General features: G+C 45.3%; 9 protein-coding genes and 1 pseudogene. 3 read left to right on the forward strand and 7 right to left on the reverse strand.

The window, feature by feature from the left end; genetic code table 11:
• Positions 1-33 precede the first annotated feature (33 nt).
• The 7 genes from G4P54_RS16285 to G4P54_RS16315 all read right to left on the reverse strand — a co-directional run bounded on the left by G4P54_RS16285 (position 34) and on the right by G4P54_RS16315 (position 11,038).
• The gene (locus G4P54_RS16285) at positions 34-765 is read right to left on the reverse strand and encodes a (S)-benzoin forming benzil reductase (RefSeq protein WP_167873227.1); all 732 of its coding nucleotides are present in this window, start codon (positions 763-765) and stop codon (positions 34-36) included.
• A gap of 63 nt (positions 766-828) precedes the next feature.
• A complete protein-coding gene (gene essA / locus G4P54_RS16290) occupies positions 829-1,284 on the reverse strand; it encodes a type VII secretion protein EssA (protein WP_167873896.1) in 456 nt (151 codons plus the stop codon).
• A gap of 31 nt (positions 1,285-1,315) precedes the next feature.
• Entirely contained in the window at positions 1,316-4,528 is a 3,213-nt protein-coding gene (esaA, locus tag G4P54_RS16295) for a type VII secretion protein EsaA (protein ID WP_167873228.1), read from the reverse strand.
• Entirely contained in the window at positions 4,525-9,012 is a 4,488-nt protein-coding gene (gene essC / locus G4P54_RS16300) for a type VII secretion protein EssC (protein ID WP_167873229.1), read from the reverse strand. Before essC ends, esaA begins: the two co-directional genes overlap by 4 nt.
• Positions 9,013-9,072: 60 nt before the next feature.
• Positions 9,073-10,419: a type VII secretion protein EssB gene (essB, locus tag G4P54_RS16305; protein WP_167873230.1), complete on the reverse strand. Its 1,347-nt coding sequence runs from the start codon at positions 10,417-10,419 to the stop codon at positions 9,073-9,075.
• Positions 10,420-10,433: 14 nt separating this feature from the next.
• Positions 10,434-10,673, reverse strand: coding sequence for an ESX secretion system protein YukD (gene yukD / locus G4P54_RS16310; RefSeq protein ID WP_010329928.1), 240 nt, complete (start codon positions 10,671-10,673; stop codon positions 10,434-10,436).
• Positions 10,674-10,744: 71 nt separating this feature from the next.
• Positions 10,745-11,038, reverse strand: coding sequence for a WXG100 family type VII secretion target (locus tag G4P54_RS16315; RefSeq protein ID WP_003220661.1), 294 nt, complete (start codon positions 11,036-11,038; stop codon positions 10,745-10,747).
• A gap of 567 nt (positions 11,039-11,605) precedes the next feature.
• Here G4P54_RS16315 and adeR point away from each other — a divergent pair.
• The 3 genes and pseudogenes from adeR (at position 11,606) to G4P54_RS16330 (ending at position 14,861) form a co-directional block, all read left to right on the forward strand.
• Positions 11,606-12,834: pseudogene (gene adeR / locus G4P54_RS16320) on the forward strand (sporulation transcriptional activator AdeR).
• A 101-nt stretch (positions 12,835-12,935) separates the two neighbouring features.
• Positions 12,936-14,072 (forward strand): alanine dehydrogenase, encoded by a 1,137-nt coding sequence (ald, locus tag G4P54_RS16325; protein ID WP_167873232.1) that lies wholly within the window; start codon positions 12,936-12,938, stop codon positions 14,070-14,072.
• A gap of 111 nt (positions 14,073-14,183) precedes the next feature.
• On the forward strand, positions 14,184-14,861 hold the full coding sequence (locus G4P54_RS16330; protein WP_167873233.1) for a YukJ family protein: 678 nt from the start codon (positions 14,184-14,186) through the stop codon (positions 14,859-14,861).

Here is a 14,861-nt window from a genome sequence, read left to right on the forward strand (position 1 = left end):
CCTTTATAAAAAAAAGAGCAGAAAATATCTGCTCTACAAAAACTCTTTTATATCGTAAATGCGGCCGTTTTCCGCGCCGGTTTCTAATAAAGAAAGCAGCGTGCCGGCAATAAAGGCCGGGCTTCGAAGATTTCCTGTTTCATTTAACTTCTGGAATCGTTCGATGTCGTGGAAATCCTTTTTCGATGAAGAACGGATGACAGCCTGCATCTCTGTGTCCATCACTCCTGGCGAGAACGAAATCATGTTCACCGGCAGCTCCTCATCCTCCTGTTCAAATCCGAATGTTCTCGTAAACATATCAAGCCCGGCTTTTGAGCTGCAATACGCGCTCCATCCCTTGTATGGATTTTTGGCGGCGCCTGACGTAATGTTGACGATCGTCTTTTTGCCGCTGTATGAAGCAAACCGTTTTGTAAACAGCTGGCTCAAAAGCACAGGCGCAGTCAGATTCAGCTGATAATGGCGCTGCAGCTCGGCAAGAGACGCTTCGCCGGCGCGTTTGATCGGCGTTACCATTCCGGCGTTATTGATCAGGGTAATGCCTGAATATCGTTCTGCGTTGATTGATGAAAGCAATGCTTCAAATTGCTGTTCAGCTTCTTCGAGATTGATGAGGTCTATTTGATGCTGCGTCAGTTTTTCATGAGAGACATCCGTTTTCGTTCTTGATAAGGCATGGACTTCATGGCCCTTCTCTAAAGCCTGCAATGCAATGGCTTTACCCAATCCCTTTGACGCTCCTGTGATGATATAAAGTTCCATTGGAAACCTCCTCCTTCCGTTCCTATTGTACGTACCGCTTTTATCCAACACAAGCCCCGGGGCCTACGCCTTTTTGTTCTCCTGCGCTGTCACTTTTGGGATGAGGAAGACAATGCCCGCAATTCCGAGCAGGATCAGCACGACATAGATAATCGGAAGCAGCAGTGAGGATGTTCCTTGTTCTTCTTTTGTTTCCGTGGAGGACGCCTTTGTGATTGGTTTTTTTGCAAAGGTAATTCCGAGCTGTTTCGATTGGGCCTTAATGGTGTTGGATTTCTCAGGATCTGTTGATGTAAACAACTCTTTTATCAGCTCGGTGTCTTTGTCCTTCGGCTTATCAAAGGTGATGTCCTTCTGTTCCTCAGGCAGTTCTGTTTTCTCTTCATAGTAGGTATCTTCATGCAAATAATTCGTATCGATTTCAATGTCTTTTTTCTCATATTGGTTTGGCGCGACATCTGTATTTTTTTCGGTTTCGGCAGCAGCGGCTGAGGGGATGAAAAGGGAAAAGGAGAGCATACAAATCATGATCCCCTTTTCCATGCTGCGATTACGCTTCATACGTTTCATCGCTTTCTGCTGATTTTTCTGCCATCAGCCGGATAATAAGCGGCAGGGCCGCGGCTAACACCGTAATGATCAGCAGAACCGATATTCCCATTGCAAACAAATGCCCAGTGCCGTACTGGATGTCGATATATACTTTCGATACCGGATCTTCAAAGGTAAAGTTCGGCATAATCAAATCAATAAGCGGTGCGACGTAGAATAGAATCATTGCCGCTGAAGCAGCCCATCCAGGGATCGATCCGAATCTGAATGCCGTCCGGATGAAGGCAGAGCTTGCGACCAGCAATAGAATCGTAAACACTGACCACTTAATCGTCTGATCGTCCGGCAGTGAATAAATATTCAAACCGAACAAGCTGATCATGAGTCCGACAAGGATATTCAGAATTCCGAATAACGCTCCTTTGACGAGAAGCGGCGCGTTTTGGTAATACGAGCTGAAATAGCCGATTAACAGACTGCTGATCAATATAATGACAAGGATGACAACCGGCGGCACCGTCTGAGTTTTCTCTTCCGGAACCTCTCCGCTGATTTTAAGCGGATTCGCCAAGTAATCATATACATAGCCGTTGTTTTGCCCGTCTACTAAAGTATTTCCTAATATACCGTATACGTCATTGCGAATGAGTTTCGTGGAGGCGACATTTTTCCCCCAGTTGTTGTTTAAGGTATCCGCTTTCGACTGAACATCATTGACGCTTTGCTGCATGTTGGTCGTGTAATCAATAATGCCTGACTGGCGATCAGACAATGAACCCATCATGTCTGACATTTGCAGCACTTCCTGGCCGACCGTATCCTGGACATTCAGCGCCATTGTGCCTGACAGCCCGTCGTTACTGAACGTGGCAGATTCCTGCGTTGCGCCCGTTACCAGCTGTTCTGACGCTTTTGCGGCACTGTCAGAGATTTTCGTCAGTTCGTCAAGAACCCCTGCTTGAGAGTCACGGATAAACCCGCTGTATTCGTCCGCAAATTTGGTCATGCCGTCGATGAAGCTGTTAATGTCTTCATCAGTTTGCATCGTGTTGTTTTTGAGAGCTTCCCAGCTGGCTGATTCTTCAGGTGTGAGAGCCAGGATGGATTTGAGGTTGCCCTGCTGGCCGTTAATGGCGCCGGCTTTTGCAGCATTGTCTATCGTACCGGATAATACAGAGTCATAAACAGATAAATATTTATAGTATCTCATTAAAGCGGAGATTCTTTCTGTATTGATTTCTCCTGAGAATTGAAGCTGATTTTTATTTTCCAGCTCGCGAATCGCGCTGTAAATTCCTTCGAACTCCCGCTGGCGTTTCGCTTCGAGTCTATTGAGTTTATCTTCGAGCGTTTTCACTTGGCCTTTGAGATCATCTATTTCATCGTTGAGACCATCCATTTGCTCTTTTAGTTCTTCTAGTTTCTTTTTCAGCTCTTCATTATGAGCCGTTTCTTTTTCTTTGAGCTCTTCTTCGATCTGTTTGATTCGCTCAGACGCTTTGCTGAGCTGTTCTTTTGCTTTTGCAATATCCGAAACCTCACCGTCATCTCCAGGCTGAGTCGTGCCGCCGTCGTCTCCAGTATCTCCTGAATCTCCGGTTCCGTCTTCATTTGCCAGCTTGATAAATTGAAGGGCTGAATCAGATGATGCAGTCTGTTCGGCAGATGTACCCGTTTCGGTTTGTCCGCTGTCGGACGCACCATCAGAGGCATTGCCGTTCTGCTCCTGACCGTCTGTTCCCTTCTGCTGGTCTTGATCCTGAGTATTGCCGTCCGTTTGTCCGGTATCACCGCTGTTATTATCGTTCCCTGTGTCTCCATGTGTATCATCGGGATTTGTGCTGCCCCCGTCATCTGGATGTTCCGGATTGTCAGTGGACGGATCGTCTGGTTCAGTACCCGGGTCCTCCGGTGTTGGGTTTTCTTTTTCAGGCTCCTTCAGATTGTCTGAAATATCTTGAATATCAGCAGCGATGGTTTTCAGTTCTTCACGCTGTTTTTCAAGATCGATTTTTAGTTCTTCAGGATTTTCTTCTTTCGGGTCTTTATCTTGATCATCGTTGTCAGAGCCGTCGTCTTCAACTGGGTCGTCCCCTTTCACAACTGTCAGTGCCTGACGTGCCGGGACAAGCAATTCATAAACCTGGTTTAATGCAGCCTGTTTTGAAGCGGCTTGATATTGATTGATTAAATCGCTTTGGATTTTTGCCATGCCAAATTCCTGCTGAGGCACTTGTCCTTCCCTGACTCTCTGGGCGTCTGCCAGCACATTGCTGGTTTGCCCAAGCTGTGTTTTCGCTTGGCTGATCCCTGTTGCCAGTCCGCTCATGCGTTCGCTGAACTGATTCGCCTTTTGCTGAGCTTGGATGGCGTCCAAACCTGTGCGGATTTGCTGCTGGGTTGAATCCTGGGCTTCCAAAAGCAGTTTTTTCTGATTTTCTTGATATTCTTTGTATCGTTCAACTGTATCAACGAATTCTTTCAGCGTGTTTTTGGCTTCCTCCGCTGTTGAAGCTTTTTCTTTTGTCGTGCCCTGTGCTTCATTCATTGATTTCTTTAGCTCATCGATTAAATCTTTTTGCTGTTTGATTTCACCTGCTAAATCATTAGAGCTTGGTTTGTAAAAATTGTACATGACATTCTGGAATTCAGATTCTTTATTGACGATTTTGTCAAATTCTCCTCTGATGTTGTCCACTTTTTGTGACACAAAGTTCCAGTATAAGGCTGACATTTTTTTGTTCATCGTCTTTTGGGCATCCTCAAGCTCACGCTGAACTTTTTCTTTGTTGACCGCATTCAGGTTATCTTGAATGCTGAATTCGAGCGTTGCTTTTTGGGGATGATCTTTATCATAGCTCAAAATGTTTTTTGAGAAGTCTGACGGAATGTAAACGATCGCATCGTATTTCTTTGACGCGAGACCGGTCTCGGCCGCGCTTCGGTTTACGACCGTCCATGAATAATCGGGACGTTCACCCAAAGCGGCGGCAACTTCCTTGCCGAACTGGGCGGATTTGTCCTCTTCGTCAGACTTCACCTCATCACTCAATACGCCTGTGTCTTCATTCACCACTGCGATTTGCCGAGTGGAATTGACTGCTTTTTTCGTCGGATCGTCTCCGATAAAACGGAAAAACAAAACCGGCAGCAGCAAAATGATGATGACGGCGGATATTAACTTGATCAAGCTTTTTCGTTGTTCTGTCATCTAGCACTCTCCCTTTCAGCAGAACATAAAGGAATTTGAACTTTTTGCTCCTTCCCGTTTTCCACAACATATCCGAAGCCCGGCTGAATCTCAGGCTCCTGTCTTTGGTACGGGAGAGGAATGACATTTTGCTCAGATTTTTTCATCAGCAGAATCGCGTGGCGGATCTGCTTCATTTCTGTCGTCAAGGAGTCATAGCCTTTTGAGAATTCGCTGTGGTTCCCGCCCGGGATAAAGCTGAAGCCGAGATGCGCGTATGATTTCATGAAGTTTGCCAGACGGTCTTGTATTCTCGTATCTATCGTCTGCTGGAATCTCGTAATCCCGTCAATCATCAGCACCACTTGCGAGAATTGCAAATTGTGCACATCTCCCTGACGGACGGCTTCTACATACATGGCTTCTCTTGTTTTAAAAATGTCTTCCGCTGTTTCGATCCACTGCTCAATATCTTCTTTCGTTTCCAAATATGAGACATCTGATTCTTTCGCATATCGGGACAAGCCGCGGTCAATCGAGTCAAACAAGCCGATCATTTCGGTTTCATCATCAATCAGATGTTCAAGCATGACTTTTAAGACGTTTGTTTTCCCGCGCTGAGTCTGGCCTAAAATCAGGCAGTGCTTATGTTTGCCCAAATCAAAATAGACTGGGCTGACGGTTTCTTCATGAAGCCCGATAGGTACAGATAAAGGCTTGCGTTCCAGCTTGAAGCGCAGAGAAAACTCTCTCGTCGACAGGCTTTCAGGCAGCATCGGAATCGGTGCCGGCTGCTCCATTGAAGCAAAGCGCTCTTGGAGTTTCTGAACGTCTGATTTTAGTCCGTTGAACATGCCGATATCATCATCAGCGTCAACAGGCAGGAACATTTGCGCGAAATAAAGCTCTTCCTTTTGAATGATGACGCGACCCGGGATCGGTTCAAGATTGAATTTTGGCCGTCCGTAAATGGAATATCCCTCAGATTGGTCCATGAGATAATGGACAACCTTCGTTTTCAGGTTATTTAATAATGATTGGCGGACAGCATTTACACGCGTCGCCGTCAGCATGAAGTAGATCCCTAAGCTCTGTCCGTCTCTGGAAAGCTGGACAAATTCCGATTCAAGCTCATGCATCTCATCCTTGACGATGTCAAAGTTGTCAATGGTGATGAAAATGAACGGAAGCTCTTCTTCGCTAAGCGCATTGTACATTTTGATGTGGCTGATTTCTTTTTCCCTGAACAGACGTTTACGGCGGTCAATTTCTTCTTTGATGCGAATCATGAACTTTTCTATTTTTCTTGACTGGTCCATCAAGAAGTAATCCGCGGTATGCGGGAGCTTCGCTAATGGCAGCAGCGTTCCGTTTCCAAAATCAAAGATATAGACATGAAGCTCTTCTGGTGTGTACACATCAGCAAAGCTCATCAGGAACGTTGCGGCCGCGATCGATTTTCCGTAGCCGGAAGAGCCGAATATGCCGATATTTCCGTCTTCCATCATCTTATAAGCAATCGGCTCCTGTCTTTGCAGATCAGGTTCGTCGACATAAGCGAAGTGGAAATGGTCTTTTTCGTCTGAAGAGAAAAGAGTGCGCGGGATACGTTCCGCGAGCGGCGGCAGCCAAGGGCTTGGCAGCTTATCAATTCCCAGATCAGCTTGGATGCGTTCAATTTCGTCAACGACAGCTTCGATTTCTGTTTGAACGTCTTTTTTTCCGATATCTTCGGTATCAACTTCAGAAAGCGGGATCAAGCCCGTATCTGTGACGATCGCGATTTCATCCTCTGTTCCGTAGACTTCCTCTAAGTAAGGCGCCCCGCTCCAAGCCGATTGGAACAGCTCGTACACTTCATTGTTGCCGACCTGCAAATAACCGCGTCCTGTCACGGTAATGTTTGCCGCATCGCTGTTTTTCAAAATTTCTTTACTGTCGGTAGCGTCCTGAACCTTCAGCGCTACTTTAAAGCGCGAGTTACTCCAGATCTGGTCGTCGATGATGCCGCCCGGCTTTTGTGTCGCCAAAATCAAATGCACGCCAAGGCTTCGGCCGATACGCGCGGCACTGACAAGCTCCCTGATAAAATCAGGCTCCTCGCTTTTCAGCTCGGCGAACTCATCAGAAATTAAGAACAAGTGAGGCATCGCCACTTCTGCTTTGCCTTGCTTGTACAGCTTTGTATAGTCATTGATGTGATTGACTTGATATTGGTCAAACAGGCGCTGCCTTTTTTTCAGCTCGCTTTTAATGGAAGCAAGCGCACGCATACTGAAGTTTTTGCTGCCTTCAATATTTGTGATCGTGCCGAGCAGATGGGGAATATTTCGAAACGGCTGCGCCATCCCCCCGCCCTTATAGTCAATTAATAAGAAAGCCGCTTCATGCGGATGAAAATGAACCGCAAGTGACAAAATGTAGGTCTGAAGAAATTCACTTTTCCCTGACCCCGTTGTCCCCGCAAGCAACCCATGCGGCCCGTGTGCTTTTTCGTGAAGGTTCAGATACACAATGTCATCTTTCCCTTTATAGCCGATCGGCACTGAGAGTGACTTCGCCGATTCGCTCGTCAGCCATCTTTGCTGAATGCCGATTTCTTTTACTTCCTTCGCATGGAAAAGCTCCAGGAACGACACCGTTTCCGGAATGGAATTCGTAATGCCGACCTGGTGATTCAGCGTCCGCAGCGTGCGTGAGAACCGTTCGTTGTCTCCGCGCTGATGATGATCAAGGCGGAACGGGATTCTTACCGCTTTTTTCTTCTGTATTAAAATGTCGCCTTCATGCTCATTGATGTAGCGGACAAGGGTCGTAATGTTTTCCGACAAGCTTTCCTTTGTTTCCGCAGCGACAATTGTAGAGATACCCAGATGCTCATGCTGTCCTTCTAAATATTCGAGAATGACATGCTCTGAGATCAGCTGCTGATTCGTGATGACAAATACAAAATGCGGTTTGAACTGCAGTTTTTCTTTGTCATCTTCGAGATCGCGCTCTCTGATCAATTCGTAAAGCGAGGACAGAAGCTGGTCTCGGGTTTGCTCATTATATATAAAACCTTTCGCATAAATATGGGGCATTTGAAATTGCGGAAGCCACTTCATCCACTCCCAGTCTTTATACTCTTCTTCATGAAAAATAAAAACGAAACGCAAATCGTGATAGCTGTTAAAGAACGACAGCTGACCGATCAGCTGGTGAATCTCATTTTTCACAATTTGTGATTTACCGACAAGCCCCATCGGACCTTCCGCCAAATCGACTGTAACCGGCGCATTGCGGATATCTTTGTAGACACGCTGCATGTGCTGTGATTTCTCCATGAGGTCATCGATATCACGATTCGCCAAGTCTCCGCCGCTCATATTGATTTCATAGCTTGACGGAACTGTTCCCGTTCCAAGCCGCAGCTGAAGATAATCCTTGCTTTCCAGTGATTTTTCCCAGATCCGGTCACTGATTTCACTTGTTAAGTATTTCATTTGTTCAAACGAAGGAAAATGAAATTCAAGAACCTGCTTTTGCTTTTCAGCAAGCTCCTGAAGCTCTTTCCGCTTATTGTCTAGGTAAAGCTTATACACGCGCTCCCGTTTTTCCTCGCGTTTTTTCCGCTGGTTTTTATCCCGGAAATATTGCACTGTCGAGGTAATGAGGGTCATCATAAACATCGCGAGAGAAACGAGTATGAATATGCCCCGCGGCTGAATGATGGCAACAACGCCCATCACAATCAGCATCACTAGCGGCGGCAGGATGACGAGCCACAGCCCTCTATTGGTTTGATCGCTCTCCTGAGAGGGAAAACTGAAGGACACGCGGTCTTCTGGCAGATCGTACACCATTCGCGGCGTTCTTCTGTACTGCGGATATTTTTTCTGCATCTCTGTGGTCGGTTTGACCGTTTCTGTTAATGCTGTTTTAAATGAGGCAAAATGTACAATTTCTAAAAGGTCTTGTTCCGTCACTCTCATTTGCGTGAAGTTCCAGAAGATTTCATCCCCAGGCTGAAGCCGTGTATTGCCGATGATCTTCTCTCCATTCAAAAAGACCGTCCCGCTTTCAGGACGAACCGACCAGCTTTCACCGACACGCAGCAAAGAGAACGTGCTTTGTTCGGCAAAAGCAAAATCTTGCGGATTCAGATAGATATCAGCATCCGTTTTTTCTGAAGAACATACGATTCCATCCCGATTCCCTGTGAAATAAACCGATTTCTCGGGCTCACTGCCCATCAAAATAAAGCGTATATCCTGCTCGTCCGTTTGGAGAGAAAAGGAGGTATTCGGCTCAATCGTACCGAGACAATCATTTCCCAGGAAAACTTCGTATTGGCCGCCAGATTCCTTTCTTTGAAGAGAAATCGCTCCGCTTGTAAACGGAATGGCGCCGATCGTAATGGAATCCTTCACATCAGGTCCTATGGTCACCGGATGGGACGACGGGAGGTCAGACAGTTTCAGTTTTTGAACGTTATTTTGGTAAAAAACCCATAATAGACTCAAATGGCGAACCTCCTAACGGCCAAATGACAGCATACGATGACCTGCGCTTCATGTCTTACGTTATTTGTCATCTTTTTTCTCATCTTTCTTTTCTGATTCTTTTTCTTTCTTTGCTTGTTCTTCTTTTTTCGCTTTTTCCTCGGCTGCGGCTTTTTCTTCAGCTTGTTGTTTTTCTTTGTCTGATTGTTCTTCAGCAGTTTGGCTGGTTGCATCAGTTCCTGATGTGTCAGACAACTCTTGTTCTTTTTGTTCCTCAATTTGTTTTTTTATTTGGTCGATCTCGCTCTGCACAGAGTCTAATTCTTTTTGCTTTTCGTCATCTTTCATACTTTCATCTGCTAGTATCTCGGCCTTATATCTGATCAGGCCCAATCCAATATACGGATTATATTCAAGCTTTCTTCCGATGCTAACGGCTTCTTTATTGTTTCCTCTCCCTAAATCTATCCAATAAAGGAAGTGCTGCGGATCTGACTGCAGCGTGACTAAATTATTTTCCACTTTTTTCTTTTCATCACCGTCTATACTTTCAACCTCAACATAAGACGTTGCCAGCTGATACTGCACCGATTCAGGCAGGCTTTCCGCATCGTACTTGGACAGTTTGCTGATAACCTCACTGTACTGCTTGTTTAGGAAAGCGCGGTTGCTGTCCACTATCGCTTGGTGCTTTGGCTGTGCGAAAAACAAGACGTACATCGAATAAATAAGGGACGGTACAAGCAAAACAATGAGCCCCAGGCCGATGTACCGCTGGATGTTCCACTTTTTTCTCGGGATATGTATGTATGTTTTCGCTTTGGCTTCGAGCTCATCGATATGGGTTTGAATCAGCTCGAGCAGGTCATCATAGGACGCCGCATCCAATATCGCTTTGGCCTCTGCGGAAAACGTCAGCGTTTCATTAAATTTCAGGTAGTCTTCAAACGCAAAAGCGCCGTCAACCGCCAAAGCCGCTGACGCTTTCAGCTCCCGCCACACTCTTTCCTCATCCTGCTCGTAAGGAGGAATGCTCTCCTTTACTCCATAATGGAGGAAATAAGGCGTCAGGCCTTTATCGAATACAATGTTTTCAGGAGCGACAATCAAATTCAGCCTCGACAGATTGTGCTGCTGTACAGCCTTGACAAGCTGATAGGCGAACTGCCATTTGCTTTTTTTATCTTTAGCTTTCATGAAGCGGAATGCTTTATAGGAGGGAGGAGGCTGGATTGTGATGATCACTTCATCATCCGTCACATCGATCTCTTTATGAAAAAATGGATTTACATCTTTGATCACGTTGGCTTCGAGACCGTCCAGAAGCTTTATTTTTTCCCGCTGAAAGGTAAATGTATAGCCGGCATCTGTTTTCTCGGCAACAGCTTCTAATTGGTTTTCTACATATGATTTTTGTTTATCCGACATTCAACCAGATCCTTTCATAATATTTCAAGCCGGTCTCCGTTTGTAATGCCGCAATCAGACAGCTTGCATTCTCCGGAAAACACCGTATCCTTATTAACCACTCTGATCCAGTGCCCTTCGCGCGGAGGTATGGCTACACTCTGGGCTTGCCAAGCAATATCAATTACTTTTTTCACCGGGTGGTAATCTGACAATCTGAGATCAAAGACACTGCCGTTATAATGTTTCAAATCTATTGTAATATCAATATACATATATTGGATCACCCTTACATAGAAAGAGCGCCGTCTTCTCGTGAATCAGGCGCTCCTTCCCTTTCATACTGTTATCCGCGGATTTGGTTTGCGATGTCTTGGTCAGTAGACTCAAGTGTATTTGCTGTTTGATCAAGCTGCTGGTTCACATCTTGAAGCAAATCTGACATTTTGATAAATGAAGGTTTGAGCTGCTCGTATTGATCTGCGAACGCTTCGCTTGAAGCACCTTCCCACATGCTCTTCAAATCAGAAATCATTCGGTTTAAACGATCAACCTGATTCAATACTTCTTGGCTTTCAACGCCGTATTGCTTCGCCATTGCTCTTAGCTCTTCGGGTGTGACACGAATTAATCCTGCCATATTCCTCATTACCTCCTGTGCCATCAGCCTAAATATGGGCTAATTCACTTATTTTTAGAACGTCATTATTATAAAAACAGTTTTTCGGCACAGTCAAACAAATATGTTTTAATTTTACAAAATGAGTCTAATGGTTTACCCTAATTCACTGCAAAATGACATATTTTGTTAAACAAATAGGTTTATTTCCTCAATCTCCTCTTCATCCTCCGAATAATCCAAAAGACCCAAATCATTCCCCAACTCCCAAAAAAAACCTTCCAGAACATTTGATGCTGCAGCACCGATTCTGAAAGGTTCCGTTTTTTCTTTCCTTAATAGTCTCGCCCCCGATGACTTACTTAGAAGAATAATAGAATAAGCTTTCGTATCATATAAGGAATAAAACTGTACTGTAAAAAGGCAATTACGCCGCTAATCATCTATAAAACATTTCTCTCATATGCCATGTCATTGTTTTTTCGGCTTCCGTTCTTTGTTGTTGATTTTCACAAACATCAACAATCATAATAAAAGGAAGGGGATGAGATGTCAAAGAGAAATCAAGCTTGAAAAGTAGGGAGATTTATGCCATGCCGAATGATCCGTTTAAATACAGTTTTGACAGACTTGAAGATGTGGCTGATCATATCAGCGACGTCCTGCGGTGCCCGATCACCATAGAGGATGTTAACCACAAGCTGCTGGCCTACAGCACACACAGCGACTGCACGGACCCTGCCCGGACGTCTACAATCATTGGCAGAAGAGTGCCGGAGAAGGTCATTAACAAGCTGTGGAAGGATGGGACGATTCCAGCTCTTTTAAATACGGACCAGCCGATCAGAGTCAAGCAAATAGATGAAGTCGGACTGAGCAATCGCGTTGCCATCTCCATTTGGAAAAACAACCAGGTGCTTGGATTCATATGGGCGCTTGAGATTCAAAAAACATTGTCTGACGATGATCTGGCGACATTGCAAATGGCGGCAAAAGCAGTGAGAAACCAGCTGCTCAAACTCCAAATCCGAAAAACGAAAAATGAAGAACGCAGCCAAGAGTTTTTCTGGAAAATGCTGACCGGACACATTCATCAGGAGCATGACATGGCGGCTGGATTCCACAAGCTTGGAATGGCCGCCCCTTCTGAGTTTTCCGTGATGATCATCCGGATAAACGGTGAGCTGACTGAAAAAATCGAGCAGCAGCTGCAATATTTGCAGGAAACGACCCAGCAGGTTCACGTGCTGCTGACGACCGTAGATTCCAATGAACTCATTATTTTAACCGCACCCAAAACAGATCACCCATTTCAAGATGCAAAGCAATTTGCTTTCAGTACGCAAAAACAGCTGAGGGAGCGGTATAAAATAGAAGACGTTTCGATTGCTTTTGGCGGAATATACCATTCTATTTCTTTTGTCTCCCGCTCCTATCAGGAGGCATTATCCGTCTTAAAAGCGAAGGAACGCTTCGCTGAAGAAACAAAACATCTGTTTAGTTTTTCTGAATTAGGCATTTATCAATACTTGGACGTTTTAGATGAAAAACGAAAACAGACGGGATATTTTAATTATTCACTTTCCAAGCTGGAGCAGTATGACCGGGATCACCAGTCAAATATGGTAGAAACGCTAGAGCGTTTTATTGAAGCTGACAGCAACGTGAACACAGCCTCCAAGGTGTTAAATATACACGTCAATACGTTGAATTACCGTCTCAAGCGTATCAGCCAGATCGCTGAAATCGATTTAAAAAATATCAATCAAAAATTCACCATCTATTTAGATATCAAACTTCGGCACATGGATTTGTGAAATTTCACAAATCCATGTTTTTTTATTTTCTTATTCAAACAAAGAATTTTCAAAAATATCAAGCTACACTAAAAATATCACAGATACAGGAGGAGACAGATATGATCATAGGGGTTCCTAAAGAGATAAAAAACAATGAAAACCGTGTCGCATTAACACCCGGGGGCGTTTCACAGCTCATTTCAAACGGGCACCGGGTGCTGGTTGAAACAGGCGCGGGCCTTGGAAGCGGATTTGAAAATGAAGCCTATGAGTCAGCAGGAGCGGAAATCATTGCTGAACCGAAACAGGTGTGGGACGCCGAAATGGTCATGAAGGTAAAAGAACCGCTTCCGGAAGAATATGTTTATTTCCGCAAAGGACTTGTGCTGTTTACGTACCTTCATTTAGCGGCTGAGCCTGAGCTTGCACAGGCCTTGAAGGACAAAGGAGTAACTGCTATTGCATACGAAACGGTTAGTGAAGGACGGACATTGCCCCTGCTGACACCAATGTCAGAGGTTGCAGGCCGAATGGCAGCGCAAATCGGAGCTCAATTCTTAGAGAAGCCTAAAGGCGGAAAAGGCATTCTGCTTGCCGGAGTGCCAGGCGTTTCACGCGGAAAAGTAACAATTATCGGAGGCGGCGCTGTCGGCACAAACGCGGCGAAAATGGCTGTCGGCCTCGGTGCAGACGTGACCATCATCGACTTAAATGCAGACCGCCTGCGCCAGCTTGATGATATCTTCGGCCATCAAACTAAAACGTTAATATCTAATCCGGTCAACATTGCAGATGCTGTCGCAGAAGCGGATCTTCTCATTTGCGCGGTCTTAATTCCGGGAGCTAAAGCACCGACTCTTGTCACTGAGGAAATGGTAAAACAAATGAATCCTGGTTCGGTGATTGTCGATGTTGCGATCGACCAAGGCGGCATCGTCGAGACTGTCGACCATATCACTACACATGATCAGCCGACATATGAAAAACACGGTGTCGTCCACTACGCTGTGGCCAATATGCCGGGCGCTGTCCCTCGCACATCAACAATCGCCCTGACTAATGTTACTGTTCCATACGCGCTGCAAATCGCAAACAAAGGGGCAGCGAAAGCGCTCGCAGACAATGCGGCACTGAGAGCCGGTTTAAACACAGCAAACGGACACGTGACCTATGAGGCTGTGGCAAAGGATTTAGGATATGAGTATGTTCCTGCCGAAAAAGCCTTACAGGACGAGTCCTCCGTGGCGGGTGCTTAATTCACAATGAGCTTGCAGAAAGATTTCTGCAGGCTTTTTTTATCTTTTCAAAGGAAAAAAGAGACCATTTCACGAATTAAATTATGAAGTTGATCATAAAGGAGGATTCATATGGCTGTTCAGCAATATGGCGTGTTAAAAGGCATTGTCTTAGACATGAAGCGGGAAACCGATGATGACAGTCCTCATTTCCAAGTCAAAGTGCTCGGTGAAGAGAATACGTATTACAGGTGCGCCATCAACGTGATGTCCAGCTCTGAGGAATCTGAAGTATTGTATTTGGCTGACGATCAGTTTGATTCGAGCTCGATCACCATCCTTCCGAATATGCCGTATGGATATACAAAGATCAATGATGCAAACCGTGAAGTGGCGCTGGATTATGTGCGTGGCAATTTGTTTGATCCGGCAGAAATGAAGCCTTTGCCGCATGAAATCACTGGTCCTGATAATGATTTGAATGATTTTATTGAAACGTATATGAAGAAAGCGCAAGCAGAGAAAGCGCCGGTTTATATTTTCGGCTCAAAATTTGGGCCGGAACAGGCTGCAGATAAAATATTTGGTTTTACCCCGACCAACGGCATGCACAATATCCATATGAATCAAGGAAATGCAATGGATACCCGCTGGAAAAAAGACAACGGCTCTTGGCATGACGGAGGCATTCTGATTCAATTTGGCGATCAGTGGGCGGCTGTGTTTTTAGCGTTTTTATCCCAATCGTGGTGTACAGATGAAAACGGAAACCCGGTCAGAGATTGTGATCATACCCAAACGTCTGCATAA

The organism is Bacillus tequilensis (assembly GCF_012225885.1).
GTDB lineage: Bacteria > Bacillota > Bacilli > Bacillales > Bacillaceae > Bacillus > Bacillus tequilensis.

Excerpts from the sequence above, each read along its gene's own strand:
- G4P54_RS16330 (WP_167873233.1), top strand. The coding sequence starts at position 14,184 with ATGGCTGTTCAGCAATATGGCGTGTTAAAAGGCATTGTCTTAGACATG.
- ald (WP_167873232.1), top strand. The coding sequence starts at position 12,936 with ATGATCATAGGGGTTCCTAAAGAGATAAAAAACAATGAAAACCGTGTC.
- G4P54_RS16315 (WP_003220661.1), bottom strand. The coding sequence starts at position 11,038 with ATGGCAGGATTAATTCGTGTCACACCCGAAGAGCTAAGAGCAATGGCG.
- G4P54_RS16285 (WP_167873227.1), bottom strand. The coding sequence starts at position 765 with ATGGAACTTTATATCATCACAGGAGCGTCAAAGGGATTGGGTAAAGCC.
- essB (WP_167873230.1), bottom strand. The coding sequence starts at position 10,419 with ATGTCGGATAAACAAAAATCATATGTAGAAAACCAATTAGAAGCTGTT.
- essA (WP_167873896.1), bottom strand. The coding sequence starts at position 1,284 with ATGCTCTCCTTTTCCCTTTTCATCCCCTCAGCCGCTGCTGCCGAAACC.
- esaA (WP_167873228.1), bottom strand. The coding sequence starts at position 4,528 with ATGACAGAACAACGAAAAAGCTTGATCAAGTTAATATCCGCCGTCATC.
- yukD (WP_010329928.1), bottom strand. The coding sequence starts at position 10,673 with ATGTATATTGATATTACAATAGATTTGAAACATTATAACGGCAGTGTC.